10 protein-coding genes and 2 pseudogenes are annotated in these 15,739 nt (G+C 38.6%); 5 read left to right on the forward strand and 7 right to left on the reverse strand.

The window, feature by feature from the left end; genetic code table 11:
• Window positions 1-11 precede the first annotated feature (11 nt).
• A complete protein-coding gene (locus ACFX4L_RS07195; protein WP_377385140.1) occupies window positions 12-971 on the forward strand; it encodes a VOC family protein in 960 nt (319 codons plus the stop codon).
• Window positions 972-1,196: 225 nt separating this feature from the next.
• Here the strand turns inward: ACFX4L_RS07195 and ACFX4L_RS07200 are convergent, their stop codons facing one another.
• From ACFX4L_RS07200 to ACFX4L_RS07215, 4 genes are all read right to left on the reverse strand, one after another.
• Entirely contained in the window at window positions 1,197-1,424 is a 228-nt protein-coding gene (locus ACFX4L_RS07200) for a twin-arginine translocase TatA/TatE family subunit (protein ID WP_089364502.1), read from the reverse strand.
• 229 nt (window positions 1,425-1,653) lie between these two features.
• Window positions 1,654-1,797 (reverse strand): hypothetical protein, encoded by a 144-nt coding sequence (locus ACFX4L_RS07205; RefSeq protein WP_377404457.1) that lies wholly within the window; start codon window positions 1,795-1,797, stop codon window positions 1,654-1,656.
• A gap of 15 nt (window positions 1,798-1,812) precedes the next feature.
• A complete protein-coding gene (locus ACFX4L_RS07210; protein WP_377404460.1) occupies window positions 1,813-2,982 on the reverse strand; it encodes a ZIP family metal transporter in 1,170 nt (389 codons plus the stop codon).
• An 18-nt stretch (window positions 2,983-3,000) separates the two neighbouring features.
• Window positions 3,001-4,017 carry a multicopper oxidase domain-containing protein gene (locus tag ACFX4L_RS07215; protein ID WP_377385136.1) on the reverse strand — a complete coding sequence of 339 codons (1,017 nt, stop codon included), beginning with the start codon at window positions 4,015-4,017 and terminating at the stop codon, window positions 3,001-3,003.
• Between the two features lie 469 nt (window positions 4,018-4,486).
• On the opposite strand from ACFX4L_RS07215, the gene ACFX4L_RS07220 reads away from it, so the two are divergent.
• Together ACFX4L_RS07220 and ACFX4L_RS07225 are read left to right on the forward strand one after the other, a co-directional pair.
• Window positions 4,487-4,687, forward strand: a complete 201-nt coding sequence (locus tag ACFX4L_RS07220) for a hypothetical protein (protein WP_377385134.1) — start codon at window positions 4,487-4,489, stop codon at window positions 4,685-4,687.
• Between the two features lie 242 nt (window positions 4,688-4,929).
• Window positions 4,930-5,291, forward strand: a pseudogene (locus tag ACFX4L_RS07225) (recombinase family protein).
• A 179-nt stretch (window positions 5,292-5,470) separates the two neighbouring features.
• Here the strand turns inward: ACFX4L_RS07225 and ACFX4L_RS07230 are convergent.
• The 3 genes and pseudogenes from ACFX4L_RS07230 to ACFX4L_RS07240 form a co-directional block, all read right to left on the reverse strand.
• A pseudogene (locus ACFX4L_RS07230) lies at window positions 5,471-5,713 on the reverse strand (IS4 family transposase); the annotation flags it as partial.
• A gap of 211 nt (window positions 5,714-5,924) precedes the next feature.
• Window positions 5,925-7,094, reverse strand: coding sequence for a serine hydrolase domain-containing protein (locus ACFX4L_RS07235; RefSeq protein WP_377404463.1), 1,170 nt, complete (start codon window positions 7,092-7,094; stop codon window positions 5,925-5,927).
• 519 nt (window positions 7,095-7,613) lie between these two features.
• Window positions 7,614-8,810 (reverse strand): macrolide family glycosyltransferase, encoded by a 1,197-nt coding sequence (locus ACFX4L_RS07240; RefSeq protein WP_377404481.1) that lies wholly within the window; start codon window positions 8,808-8,810, stop codon window positions 7,614-7,616.
• Between the two features lie 1,106 nt (window positions 8,811-9,916).
• On the opposite strand from ACFX4L_RS07240, the gene ACFX4L_RS07245 reads away from it, so the two are divergent.
• Together ACFX4L_RS07245 and ACFX4L_RS07250 are read left to right on the forward strand one after the other, a co-directional pair.
• Window positions 9,917-11,164 carry an MFS transporter gene (locus ACFX4L_RS07245; protein ID WP_377385563.1) on the forward strand — a complete coding sequence of 416 codons (1,248 nt, stop codon included), beginning with the start codon at window positions 9,917-9,919 and terminating at the stop codon, window positions 11,162-11,164.
• Window positions 11,165-11,178: 14 nt separating this feature from the next.
• Window positions 11,179-15,738, forward strand: coding sequence for an amino acid adenylation domain-containing protein (locus ACFX4L_RS07250; protein ID WP_377404466.1), 4,560 nt, complete (start codon window positions 11,179-11,181; stop codon window positions 15,736-15,738).
• The last annotated feature ends 1 nt before the right edge of the window (window position 15,739 follow it).

Raw genomic sequence — 15,739 nt, forward strand, 5'->3', positions numbered from 1 at the left:
GGTTTATAAGGTTGGCAGAATCACTATTGGGCAATAGGAACATTAATCAACTTGCATTTGTTGTTAAAGATATTGAAGCTGCTAATCTAGCTTTCACAAGACTGCTAGGCATTAAGAAGGCAGAACCATTTCTAACTGGTGACAGTTCTGTTTCGAAAGTGACTTTTAGAGGTGTACCAACGGAATCAAAATCTAAACTGGCTTTTCTGAATACACCAACCGTCCAAATTGAACTAATAGAACCAGATAAAAATCCAGGAACGATGCGTGAGTTCCTGGATGAAGTAGGTGAAGGGATCCACCATATTGCTTTTGATGTAGATTCTATCCAAAAGAGACTGCCAATCATGGAGAAAAGTGCATACCCAGCTTTGCAAACGGGTGAATTCACTTCAAGTAACGGCCGGTATGTATATGTGGATACACTAGATGATCACAAAACGTTAGTTGAGCTGCTTGAAAGTGAAGAGCCAAGAAAAACGGCATGGGAAAGACCAGAAGATGAAAGAGTTCAGCCGTTATTAGGGACTAACAAAGTGGAACAGCTTGCGTTAGTTGTAAAAGACCTGGATGCGGCTGCAGATGCATATTGTAAGTTGTTGGGTATTGAAAAACCTTCCATCATTCATTCTGGATCAACCGAAATTACAAATGTGATTTACAAAGGGAAGCCCACTGAAGGAGAATCTAGATACATGTTCATCGATACCCCGTTAATTCAGGTTGAATTAATCGAGCCGGGCGAATCACCTAGCATATGGAAAGATCATCTTGAAACAAATGGTGAGGGAGTTCACCATATCTCTTTTGTCGTTAAAGATATGGAAGGTAAAATGAAGATGTTGGAGGAAATGGGCTATCCGGTCATACAGACAGGTAACTTTTTTAACGGAAAAGGGCGATATGCCTATATGGATACAATATCGACCTTTAAAGTGATTATTGAATTACTAGAACGTTTTGATGGGTAAACATGTTTCAATCCAAGAATATCAAAATGCTTATTCTTTTCAAGGAATCAAGCTGGTAAAAAACAATAGTAGGCGGAGGGAGTAGGGGATATCCGAAAAAAACAGGCTTTATTATAGCTCTAATATACTTTATAAATCCAGATGTATATCGCTGTATTCCTTGGCGGATGTCTCGTTTTTTAAAAATAAAATAAATAGACGAGTTGCCCCGTCTACCCTAGAACCTTATGAAACTGACGATTTATCCAGTTTCTTTTCACCAGTCGTTAACTCAGGATTATTCTCTTCCTCTTTATCTTTTTCATCAGATACTAATCCATTGGTCGCACTTTTGAATTCAGTTAAAGTACGTCCAAAAGCCCGGCCGATTTCCGGCAGCTTTTTTGGTCCAAAAACAATCAAGGCAATGACAAGTACTAATATTAAACCTGGAATTCCGATATTTGAAAACATTAATAATCAGCCTCCTGAAATTGGAATTCTTTACAGGGTAACACAAAGGCATCGTTTCGCCAGGGTGACGTGCCATCCGCCACTCGGGTGCTGGACTGCAATGAATTACGCCTCTTCATTAGGGGGGGAATGGTTGTGTAGGCAAATTATGACGCCCCCATGTTTTTGAACCTTTAGAGAACACTCTTTAAATGATGGTCGTACATGTTACCTTATTTCAAGAAATCACCTAAAAAACATGAACAAGAGGATAGAAGTCTCCTGCAATGTCTTCTTCCTTGACATCTACTAATCCTTTAATTGATTGTTCACTTAAAGAACAATCTATTCCCGACAGTAGGAAGCTTTTCAGGTCCAATACTCCAAAGTTCATTTATTTAGTTCTCCCTTAAAATTTAACGAAAAATGCAGTAAAGTACATGATTAACAGTCCAATCGTGAATCCAGAAAGGTTTAACCATGAGACAGATGGTTCTCTATGTGTTCTATGATCGTCAATGAGCATTTTCGTTATTACATAAATTACTTGAAGAATTGCCCCTGCACCAATACCCAGGAACAAAGCTCCCCAAATTGGCGAGAAGATGAACGCCCCAACCCAAGTACCTAAAATGGCGGGTGCACCTGCGATACCTCCCAGTATTAGAAAGTCTTTCAATCTAGGTGTGGTCTTTAATAAAGGAGCAGCGATTCCAATACCTTCCGTAATGTTGTGAAGGGTAAATCCGATAATTAAAAAGGTTCCTAAAGCGGCTTCACCAAGAGAAAAAGAAGAACCAATTGCCAAGCCTTCCCCAAAGTTATGAAGTCCTATTCCGGTAGCCATCAACAAAGCCATACCAAAAGGTGAATACCCTTTCTTTTCTTGCTTTCTTTGTTGATACTGATCAAAGCCGATTAATAATAAGAAGGTTAAGGAAGCTCCAATAATGACAATCATATTGCCCTGAAAGACAGAAGGAGCTTCTGCACCAATCTCAAATCCATCAGCTAGCGTCCCAACAAATAAAAATAAAAGCAGCCCAACGGTAAGGGCAAGAATCGAATTAATCCACTTTCGTGAGAAACGTTTCATAAATGGATACCACAACAGACCCAATGTAATCGGCACTATTCCAACATAAAAGCCTATTAAGCCGTAGTTCAAAAAGTTGCTTCGGTTGGTTTCTGGAGTAAGCGTGGTGGCTGCAAGTGCACCTTCCGTGATAATTCCATTTTCTGTGATTAATTTAATGGTATGTGGATCACCTTCCACCCATGGGTAAGCGATGTTTACCTTTCCTTCCTCAAATCGTTCAAGTGTAGCTTGAGGGGAGACACTGTAATTCCACACCGAATCATTGACCATAACTTGGGAAATCGTTAATGGTGTGGGTCCCGTATTACTAACAGATAATTCGAAACCTGTATTAGTTACCTTGATGCGTTCAATGTTCAACACTTCTATTGGTGCTGCAGGATCTTTTTCTACACCTGCTCCATTCTTTAGCACAAATCCTAGCACACCTATTAGTATTATTAACGGTATTAAACCAGTAATTATTCCTTTCCCCTTCATATTAATATCTCCCCTTCTTTACTCGACCTCAAAAAATCCCATCCAGCCTAACTCAGCAAATTCACTAACATGGGCATGAAACATATATGTTCCCGCGTAAGGAAAACGAACCTCAATTATTCCACGCTCTCCCTGACATTGCATGATGGTATCTGTAAACTGGGAGGGGTTATCGTTTCTCCCGGTTGGATAGTACGTAAAATAATTCGCATGCAAGTGAAACGAATTTAATAAGTCGAATTCTGTTAAATTACTTAGATAGATCCGAACGAGTTGGTCTTTTTTAATTTTAATAGGGTGATTCATAAATGCGAAGGCATAGCCATTCACTGTGTAAAATTCGTTTTCGCCATCTAAATCCAAATCAAATCCATTCATAACCATGTTTAACTCGAATGCCGGCTCTCTTGGCTTCTTTGGATCAATAATAAAATTACCGTATAGACCTTTATGGATATGGCGGGCTAGGGGGAGTACATGGCAATGGTAAATTTGTAATCCGTATGGTTTCGCTTCAAATTCGTATGTAAATTTTTGTCCAGGATAAACGGAAGTTAAACCGTCCATCTCTGGAGGATGGATTCCGTGAAAATGAATAGAGTGGGGATGGCTGCCCTTATTAATAAAGTGAAACCGCAAAAGGTCGCCTTCCGTACAACGAAAAGTTGGTCCTGGAATAGTCCCGTTATAAGTCCAGCCTGGAAATTTAATTCCTTTGGCAATTTCAATTTCTTTATCAATAGCCACGACTTCGTATTCCCGGAGTGTTTGCCCATTTGGCAGCTGGGTAACTTTTCCATAATCAAACTCAGAAAGGAGCCGTTCTGCCATTTTATAACCTGTCGTTTTTGTTTTATCAATCATGTTTGCATGATTGGAATGGTGGCTAGATTTGTGAGACGAATCATTTGCTGCCTTAGCTACAGTTGGAAATTGTGCCATTTTATTAAAGTAATACGTTCCAGCTACTCCAAACGCTCCTGCAGTCCCCATCTTTAATATATCTCTGCGGGAAACCTTGTTTTCTTCAGACATCACTTGACCACCTCTCAAAAAGTTTCGTTAAGGAAACTTTTTTTGTATTAGCTATAATTTAAGGCAGAGACAAGGTTCATGTCAACATATTTTTTAAAATGCTTCGTATGCGAAGACACGCAAGTACAAATCTGTGAGAGGTGCATGAATAATTCATGATCCAACTCTAATTATTAGTTTTTTGTTCAATTTTAGTACAGCTTGACTATATTTTCTAGAAGAGGATGATATTTTTGGTAATGTTAAAGTACACTTCGTTGAAAGAGAAGATTTAGAGTATTTATCGTTCATTTTGAGGAATGGTATGGTGACGGCCAAAAATTTGTCAAGCATGAACGCATTGCACATAAAGTAGGGGTTTATCTTGGAACGCTTGAGGCAAGGAAATGAACGAATGTCAATGTGACCGTTCCAAATAAGGCAACGATCTACACCATGCAGCATGATCTTCTTATTACCGACTGGATACATGGAACTACAATCGGAAAAGCAGGCCATTGACTTTACATATAGAACAGAGAGGGAAATTCGCTTTTCTATGTTAGAAGAAGGAGATAATCAAAGTAAATTGAAGGCCTACAATGATAATCGAGACCGAATACCAGATGCTGTTTTCTTTTTAAAGGAACTGATGGGAACGTTACTACCACTTGGGTTGTACTGGAATTGAATAAGAAAGATCGTAAGCGCTATGATTAAAGTTTAAGATGTTGATGATATGCTTTCCGGTGGACGACGGGACCGTCAGCTTTAATCCTACGATCAGGTGATCTATTTTGCGAATGACATAAAAATTCATAATGTGATCGATCAGGCCAAACAGCGGTTGATTAATGCCAGCAAGAATACTGTGCGTAATATGGATATGCCAGAGTGAGTACCTTAAACCAAGATTTGGAATCTGGAATTCAAATGTTAAAAAAAGGTTGCGAGGTAATTTACTCCGAAAAGTTTACGGGTACAAAATTTGATCGCTTTGCACGTTCGGTAAAAATGCTATTCAAACAATTAGATGTGGTCTCTAAAAAGGGGTTAAGGTTCATATACTCAATATGATAGTAGTGGAAAATACACCAATAGGAAAAAATTGATGTTTTATATCATGAGTTCATTTGCCGAATTTGAAAGAGATATGGTTGTAGAACACCCAAGAAGGAAAAGCGATTCCGAAATTAAATCCGGATTTTAAAGAAGGGCGACCAAAGAAATATAAAAAGCAGATTGTACATTCTCTTGATTTATTAAAAACGAAATCTTATAGACAAGTTGAATAAATGACAGAGATCAGTGTAAGTACCTTGCCGCGGGCGAAAAAACAACACGAAGAAAAAAAGTAAAGGTATTAGTATAGTGATGCTTGATATGAAGATAATAAATAAAAGGAAGTGAAATCTATGTTTATGATTTTTAGAGGTTGTCAGTCTATTAATATTCGTTATTTAGTTAAAACGTAAGCTTGATAAAAAAGTGGAAAATAATCTTTAATGATATAAACAGGTTTATATTCACTCAATTCTCGTTTTTTCTTGATGAGGAGTAATTGGCGCATTTGAAACATAGTGGAGGAAAGAAGGATGCTAATTAATTGCCCATATAGATGACACTCTAATCTTTCTAGTTTTACAGAATTACATTGTGAAAAAATGGATTTCCATGTTTTAAAGATAGGTTCAATTTGCCAACATAATGAGTAAAAACGCCATCCTTTCCTATGGTTTTACAGAAAGAATAGCGTATTTTTTCTTTTAAGGAGGATTTTGTTTTATTAGCTTAATAGCATGGGGTTGCCACCTGGATTCCAAAAAGCCCTAAATTTATTTTTAAATGTAAGTTGGGTCTTTTGAACCAGAAAGGTATATTTTTAACTATAAAAACTATGAAAAAAATTTTCTATTTTTCCTTTTTTCCTACTTGCTAAATTCAGCAAGTAAAATATTTTTAAAAGGATTTGGACTGTTATCTCTACCCAAACTGTTCAAACTGACGACCAACGTATGCTTGCCTCCAATTGTACCTCCAGCAATAGTAGAAAACCCTAGAATGCCACCTGTGTGTCCCCATATCGAGACACCGTTTTGAAGCTTAGTTTCAAAGATTCCAAGACCATATCCATCAATTCCTGCTCTTCCTGTAGAAACTGTAGTAAGCATTTGTTTTAGTTGCTGTTCCTTCAGTAATTTGCCACCGAGCAAGGAAGAGAAGAATTTATTTAAGTCGTCAGCAGTAGAAATCATATCTCCTGCCGAGCTACCTGCACTTGGGTTATAATAAGTAACGTCTTTTATCTCACTTGCTTCGTCTGGTTGGGAATATCCACGGGCATGCTTGGTGCCTGGAATAACGCTTGAATTGCCAGGTAGGAATGTATCCGACAATTCAAGCGGTTCAATAATCCGATTTTCAATCTCTTCCGCGTAGCTGTTTCCGGTTACTTTTTCAATAAGAATACCCAGTAATACGTATCCTGTGTTTGAATAAGACCATCCCTTTCCTGGGGAAAAGTCTGGAGGCAGAGATATCCCCATCTTCACTAACTCTTCAGCCGTATACGATTTTTTTGTATCCATAAAATCAGCGTCTTTTGACCTTGAGTATTCAGCGATACCACTTGTATGGTTCAATATCTGCCGGATAGTAATCTGTTTACCATCATATCCGTTTCCTTGAATGACACCAGGCAACCATTTTTCGATGGAGTCGTCTAGATTCAAGCGGTTCTCTCCAGCTAATTGAAGTACAACCGTTGCGGTGAACGTCTTCGTCACACTGCCAATGCGAAAGCGAAAATCTGTTTTCATTGGTTTCTTGGTGCTCAGATTCGCTACCCCAGCGGCATAACCCCACGTTTTTCCATCCTCGGAAGTTTTAGCAAGTATCCCCGGGAATCCATGTTGCAATGTATCCCGCATTGCTTGCTTGACGGAATTATGATCTCGTTGAGTGCTTGTTTGTAACGAACTAGATACATTTTGAGTGGGCTCTACTTTTGCAATTGAGGTTGGCGATGTGTATAGCAGGGAACTTCCAGCTAGTAAAAGGGCCAGACTTGCAAATGTAATTTGCTTACGTATTTTCATAAGGCATTCCTCTCCTCTATTAATATTGTATTGTATTGTATAGGTGATTGCTTACTGTTCCTTACCTCCTGACAAGGCTTAGGGAAAAGGCCCTCACTCATATAGATAGATTAAAGCCCCAGTACAAAGGTATCTATCAATATCAACAATTTGAGCCATTTAAATCTCCATCCCTTCTATAACAAAATTATTTAAAGGTATGAAAGCATATTATGCATCCTTAGTTATTGTTAAGATTAACACAACATTAGACATACCCTCAACCCATATTTTACCTTTTTATTCATAATATGTATTGAGGAGGAGTGTAAATTCGAATCATTTCGTACCCAAACTATTGATCGTCTTTTTCACCTATTATAATTAGATATTTAGAATTTCATTTTATAAATCACAGTGAAAAAGGATCTTCAACGAAGATCCTTTTGATGATTCAATTGACCTGTTACTTCGATAATCTCTTCTAGGAGTGATACAGATGTCAATCGATCATTTTTCTGACTGTACCCCTTATATGCCTTAGAAGATACTCGAACTTACCTTTTTTAAGTACTCATCTATAGCCGTTAGAGCTTCTTTTGCTCCACCTGCTTTTTTAAAGCTATTGCTCAACTTCTTAGCATTTTCCCGATAAGCAGGATTGGACAATACCTGTTGAACGGATTCTTGTAGCTTTTCTATGCTTACTTCATGTGGATCAATTCTAAACCCGGTTTGAAGTTCCTCTAATCGATTAGCGATCATAGGCTGATCTGAGGTCTGGGGGATGACGACAAGGGGCACTTCATAATAGAGAGCCTCGCTCGTACTATTCATTCCTCCATGGGTAATGAAGACGTCCGTATGCTTTAAAACTTCAAGCTGCGGTAAATATCTACGTACAATGAAGTTTTCCGGCAAAGGCTGCAGCTTGGCTAAATCAGTAGCCATGCCCACTGAAAATATGACTTTCCCCTCAAAGTCTCTAAAAGCCTCTACACAGGTTTGAAAGAAAGATTCAAATCCTTGCAATATGGTACCCATTGAAATATACAGTACTTTCTGGTCTTTCAGTTCCTCTAACGGAAAATCATGTGTTTGCACCCGTTTCGTGATGGAAGGACCGATAAATACATATGAATCATCCATATATTCTCCACCTGGTTGAAACTCTCTGCTTGTATAGACAATATTCAAATCAGAAGTATTCATCATAAATTGGAAGTGGTGCTTTACCTTCACACCGAAACGTTCCTGGATCCGTTCCGTTATAGTCGAATTTTCTTTCTCCATTTCCGGCGATGGATTTAGAGGAAGACCTTTGCTACTTTCTAGCATTTTCAGGAATTGCTCCTGAGGAATAGCAAAGGAAGATGATGAAGAGATAGAAGGAATGTTTAAATAGTCTTTGACCAGCAGTCCCGCACCAAATGTATCATGATACACATAATCAAATGGGATGGAATCAGCTAATTCTTGAACTACAGCCAAAATATCATAGGAAAGTTTTAATTGGATTTGCATAAATTCATGGATACTAGTGACTTTTTGAGGTGTTAATCCCTTTAAATGATTAGGATGAAGGTATACATTAGCACCCAAACCTTCAATTCTCTCTTTAAATTCTTCAGTGGTTACGTAATGAACAGAATCTCCACGATCAATTAAAGCTTTTACTAAACCAAGAGTCGGATTAACATGGCCCTCAGCTGGAATGTTTATCATTAATACATTCATCAACTTTCATTCCCCTTTTCAATAATATATAAATCACTAAATCTCTTTTCATGATACAATACCATTCTTATCTTTTTCCAATATAAACCATCGTATTTATCTATAAGGGGTGAGGCGAGAATTATTTCTTTTTTAAGCCATTCACTAAAGACAATAGTGATTTGAGCTATTAATGAAGTTCTACGTCACTTTTTCTTTATCGTTAACTGATGGATTTACAGGATCTTTTATGCCGATCTCATAAATGACTTATAAGACATCTATGACATTTTTACCTCTGTGGCTCCAAAAGTACCAATTCTTACCGTACCCCGGTTAAGGATAGAAAAGTCATTGCAAAAAGTACTTTAAAGAAATGACATATGCATTGTAAATCTGCGTTTTGCTGGTGGAACCCCATGCCCATCAAGCCAAGAAAATAGGTACCCAAAACGATAAATTGAGCTTATAAGTTACAAGAAAGTCCAAAATTTCGGGTTATTCCCTCAAATGAAACGGAAATAATCACTTAAGTAACAATAAATCTATTATTCTTTCCGTTTTCACGAATATTTGTACATACAATCAAAGACTTCTACAACGGCTATGTTTACTGAGAAAATGTGGTTTATGTATCAACTTGTGGATTTATATGTTGACACCTATATTTGCTCCGATTGGGTTTATGATCGTGTTATTTAGCTTTTGGAGAGCAAAAAGAGTAAAAGAAAAGCATATGCAGCAAAGTGGACAAAGTTACGCTAGATCATAAAGAAAGAGACTCAATTCAATTGAAGTGAGTCTCTTTCTTTATGAGTGTGTATTGTATTCGGATTTTATTCTACACGATTAATAGCGTTTAGGGCCTGGAAAAGTGTGAAGGGAAGTGAGTCGCCGAGATTGTGATTTAAAGACGATTATCTTTTCTTTTGTGTATAACTTCATCATTAAATCGCTTTAAATGCGTAATAGGGATATAAGTATATAATTGTAATTTTTACTACTTTTTTGTAGTAGGAGGAAATTTTGTATGATATTATGTTAGATGGAAAATCTAGATAATTTTGGAAAAGAGGGATACGGATTGGATGTTCAAACTACTTTAAAAACTTAAGGAGCTCGTTTTCATGAAACCTACCGACTCAAAAAGTCTATGGGGAAATACAATTTATTTACAAGTTTTCTCTGCGTATTCACTGCTTATGCTCGGAGTATTTATTGACATGTTAGCCATTATGACCATTATTGCTTTTGAATGGGAAGTAGACCCCACCATGATTGGATTGATTCCTGTTGCGTATGCACTTCCTGGAATTTTATTTAGTTCATGGGCAGGTGTGATTGCTGATCGCTTTAGAAAAATTCCAATTATGATGTTTTGCAACCTTATGGTTGGTCTATTAACAATAGTTCTTTTATTTGTCCAAAATATTCATTGGCTTTTGTTAGCATTAATGATTCGTTCCATTTTTACCGTTTTCTATTATCCTGCACAGCAAACACTAACACGACAGATTGTTTCCCCTGATCTGCTTACCAAAGCGGTAAGTATCAATGGGGTAGTTGAGCAAGGAACCAAGATAGTGGGTCCACTTATAGGAGGAATGTTACTGGGCTGGTTTCAGCCAGAGTTTTGCCTAATTATAAGGGCAATATGCTGCTTACTGGCTGTTTTGGTTCTGTTACCCACAATAAGGTTAAAGGAATCTCTGTCAAGAGAACATATGGAAAAGCAACAGCAAAGTACATGGACTGCTTGGTTACAAGGTTGGGGTTATGTATTATCCAATCGGATGATATTATCAACCATGATTTTCGTTACAATAGCTATGGCAGTATTACAATTAGTAGACTCACAGTTCCCTACTTTATTTAAGAGTTTGTTCCCAAATGATAAGAGTAAAATGGGATACTTCATTTCTATTATTGGTCTTGGGGGAATAATTGGCGCATTCTTAACTCAGAAATTAAAACATTTTCAATATGGTTGGGCAGTATGCGGAGGTATTGCTTTAATGGGAATTGGCATTGGTGGGATTGGTCTGATAAGTCCCAGTACATCCTTCATTTTTGGCTATCTGATTAGTTTTATCGCTGGTATTGGAAGTGGACTTATGCTTGTATCCAATCAAGTCATTCTGCAAAAAGAATCCCATCAAGAACAGGTCGGAAGAGTATTTGGGATTCAAAGCAGTTTAACAAATGCAGTCCTCATCATTTCTCCTGCTATGAGCGGTCCACTGGTCCACATTTTCGGAGTAACTCAACTCTATTTTTATGTGGGTATTGGGCTCATCATCATTGGAGTAATTGGGGTCTTATTACATAAACATTTTTGGGTTAAACACGAACAAATAAGTGTAAATAATCTTTGAAGGGAGGATCTTTTATGTCCAATGAGGAGTGTTATCCTTTAAGTCATCCACAGAGGAGAATATGGTATACAGAAGTTATTAATTCAGGTAAAGGGATATGTAATCTAAAATTCTTGTTCAAGATCAATCGAAAAATGAATTATTCGATATTAAATCGAGTCGTGAATCGTGTCATCAGTGAAAATGATGGCCTGTGTATCAAGCTGAAAGAAAATATGCACCAGGAACCTGAGCAATATTTTGTTAAACATCAAGAACGAGAATTTGACTTCTTCGACTTCAGTTCCGTGAGAGATTCGGATTTGCTGAAAAAATGGATTGAGCAGAAGGAGCATGAGACGTTTACGTTATTTGATTCTGAATTATACTATTTTGCTTTAATAAAAATAAGCGATAATGAGTGTGCCGTCTTTGGCAATGTTCATCACATTATCATGGATGGTTTATCAATCCAAAATTGTACTAGTCAGATTGCTAAATATTATCATGAGTTTCATAGTGAGAAAGATGTGAGCATCCCTAGGAACTCATATGTTGAGTTTCTAGTCAATGAACAGACGTACTTGAACAGCAGTCGTTTTCAAAAAGATCAAAGCTTCTGGTTAGAGGAATTCAAAACACTTCCATCCGTAACGGGATTGAAACCCTATAATGCTTACCAAGTTAGTACGAGAGCATCACGTGAGACGTTCGAATTATCCGAATATTCGAAGAGGAAGTTAGAGGAATTTTCTGATCATTACGGATTTAGTATATATACTCTTTTTGTTGCTGCGCTTTCGTTGTCGATGTATCGATGGACCTCGTCGCTTGATATTGCCTTGGGAATGGCTTATGGCAATCGTAAGACTAAAATGGAGCGGGAATTAATTGGAATGATGGTGAGTACAGTTCCTCTGAGAATGGATATCGATCCTGAAGAAGAAGCACTCTCATTTATTGGTCGAGTGTCGAGAAAACAACGTAAAGCATTACGACATCAGAAATATCCATTTGATTTGTTATTAAAGCAGATGAATCAAGAGAATAACAGTAATGTTCGACTTTTTGGAACTACGATCGATTATAGAGAGCGTGGTGAAAGTGGTGACTCTCTTTGGATTCCAAATCGTGAAGAAGTGCAAGATTTTGCAGTGCATATCGAAAATTTGACTGATATAGACTCTTTGCAAGTACATATTGATTATCGTGAAGAATTATTTTCCAAAGAAGAGATGATTCGCTTTTTTAAAACCATGCTAGCATTAATGGAAAACACATTTAAAAATCCAAAGCAGAAGGTTGCTGAGATCGAAATCCTTTCAGAAGAAGATAAAAGAAAAAGTTTAGTAGAGTTCAATGATCCTAAGCTTGAATTTCCACCTCAAGCAACCATTCATGAGTTGTTTGAGCAGCAAGCGATGATTCATCCCAATGCCATTGCAGTTATGTATGAAAAGGAGAGGCTTACCTATAGGGAGCTTAATGATCGTGCGAATCAATTAGCTCACTATCTGCAGAAAAAAGGAGTAGGACCTGATTCGTTGGTTGGACTTTGTGTTGAACGTTCTTCTGAAATGGTTGTAGGTATTTTGGGAATTCTGAAGGCTGGTGGAGCTTATGTTCCACTCGATCCAACATTTCCAGAGCAGCGACTTCGGTATATTTTAGAGGACGCTAGCATTCAGTTGGTCGTAACGCAAGAAAGTTTAAAAGGATCGAAATGGTTACCAAAGAATATCAAATCGATTTGCCTTGATCGAGATCAAGTTGAGATTGAGAAAGAAAGTACTGCTTTACCGATTTCTGATGTTAGTCCTCAACATCTCGCTTACGTGATTTATACTTCAGGATCAACAGGGAATCCGAAGGGAGTTATGGTAGAGCATCACAATGTGATTCGTTTATTTAAATCAACGGAATGCTGGTATCAGTTTGATGAAAAAGATACTTGGACGCTTTTCCATTCTTATGCGTTTGACTTCTCGGTATGGGAAGTTTGGGGGGCATTGCTCTATGGTGGAAGATTGGTCGTTGTTCCTTACTGGATCAGTCGATCGCCCAAGGATTTCTATCAACTGTTAGTAAAGGAAGAGGTTACGGTTCTTAATCAGACACCATCCGCATTTCGACAATTGATACAGGTGTGTGAACAAGAAGATGAGAATAAAAACTTGAATCTGCGCTATGTCATATTTGGTGGGGAAGCACTCGATCCTACCAGCTTGCTTCCATGGGTTCAAAAGTATGGAGAGCAGAAGCCACAGCTAAACAATATGTATGGAATTACAGAAACCACCGTTCATGTTACTTATTATCCAATTACTCAAGATGATGTGCAGCATTCTTCAAGAAGTAATATCGGAAAGCGGATTCCAGATTTAGAAGTGTATGTGCTAGACGCTTGTCAACAGCCTGTGCCTATTGGCGTTGCTGGCGAACTATATATTGGCGGAGCAGGGCTCGCACGTGGGTATTTAAACAGACCCGAATTGACTGCAGAACGTTTCATGCCTCATCCATTCAGTAGTGACCCGGGAGCGCGATTATATCGGACAGGGGACTTAGCGAGATACTTGCCGGATGGAAATCTGGATTATCTTGGGCGGATTGATCACCAGGTGAAGATCCGTGGTTTCCGAATTGAACTCGGGGAAATTGAATCTGCTTTACACGCGCATGCATCCATAAAAGAGGCTGTTGTAATCGTTCGAGAAGATCAGCCAGGTGATAAACGATTAGTGGCATATGTCGTGGGTGATGGGAATGTAGGTGCATGGAGAGATTATCTCAAGGCGGAACTACCAAGCTATATGGTTCCTTCAGAATTTGTGATGATCGAAGCCATTCCACTAACTGCTAACGGTAAAGTTGATCGTGAGGCCTTTCCTGTACCAGAGGAGAGGAAAATCGAAAGTGAATGTGTTGCCCCACGGAATGGTAACGAAGAAACACTGGCTACCATTTGGAAGCAGGTATTAGGAATTAAAAAGGTGGGGATCCATGATAACTTCTTTGAAATTGGTGGAGACTCGATTCTCAGCATTCAGATCATATCACGAGCGAGTCAATTGGGCTTAAAACTTACACCTAAGCAAATGTTTGAACACCAAACGATTGCCGAGTTGGCACAAGTAGTCAAAGAAGATCAGGGAGTACAAGCGGAGCAGGGTGTTGTGACGGGAGAGGTACCGCTCACTCCGATCCAATACTGGTTCTTCGAGCAAGAACATCCGCATCCACAACATTGGAATCAGTCGATGCTTTTGAGAGTAAGAGAGAGATTGGATGTGGAGTTACTAGAGGAAGCCCTATTAAACTTACTCAAACATCATGACGCCTTACGTTTCCGATATGGACAGTTGCCCAATGGAGACTGGAAGCAGAGAAATGAGGGGATCGATGAACAGTCAGTACTTCGTGTGGTAAAGCGGAACAATGCTGATCAACAAGCGTGGGATCAAATCATACAAGAAGAGATGGATATCACTCAAGCCAGTTTCAATTTACTTACAGGTCCGTTGATGAGAGTAGTGTACTTCGATGATGGTTCCAATGGGAACGATCGATTATTCTGGACGATTCATCATTTAGTAGTAGATGGGGTATCATGGCGAATTCTATTGGAAGATTTACAGGCCGTATACAACCAGATGAAACAAGGTCAGAAGGTTCGGTTCCCTGCGAAAAGTACATCCTTTAAAGAATGGTCGGAACGACTACAGGCATATAGTGAGTCAGATATTTCAAAAGAAGTACAAGATTATTGGCATGAACACGCAGCAAAACAAGTGATGACGATTCCGATGGACTACCCTATACAGGAAACGACAGAAGCATCGACTGATCAAGTGACGATGACGTTGGGAGTTGAAGAGACCCACGCGTTGTTACATGAAGTTCCTGCGACTTATAAGACTCGGATCAACGAGGTACTATTGACGGCATTAGTACAAGCTATAGCCGACAGTACAAATCAGCATAAGCTTTCTGTTCACTTGGAAGGACATGGGAGAGAAGAGATGATCGAAGGTGTTGATCTATCGCGGACAGTGGGTTGGTTCACGAGTATTTATCCGGTTCACTTTGATCTTCAAGGAACAACGACACCTATTGAGGGATTAAAGGCTGTGAAAGATCAATTGCGTCGAATTCCGAATCATGGCGTTGATTATGGTATTTTACGTTACTTGGGCAGAAAATTGCTTCCGTTCTATCAGCAGCAAAAACCATCGATAAGCTTTAACTATTTGGGACAATTGGATCAAGTGTTTTCCCAAGAATCTTTGTTTATGCAGGAGACAGGATTTACACGCTTAGACTATGCTCCAGAATCGAAACCATCTCACCCGATTGATGTTGTCGGTATGGTAAAAGACGGGAAGCTACATTTTATTTGGATGTATAGTAGAGAACAGTTTTCTAGATTGACAATTCAAACGATAGCAGACGGCGTGTTGAATCAGCTTCGTCTACTTATAGATCCATCAACGACAGAGTCTGCTTTTACGGTATCTGACTTTGCTGATGCAGAGGCTCTGACGGAAGAAAGCTTGAGTAAAGTATTACTTAAATTAACAAAGAAGAGGGTGTAAC

The sequence above is a fragment of the Peribacillus sp. YIM B13482 genome (assembly GCF_042787975.1).
GTDB classification, from domain to species: domain Bacteria; phylum Bacillota; class Bacilli; order Bacillales; family DSM-1321; genus Peribacillus; species Peribacillus simplex_A.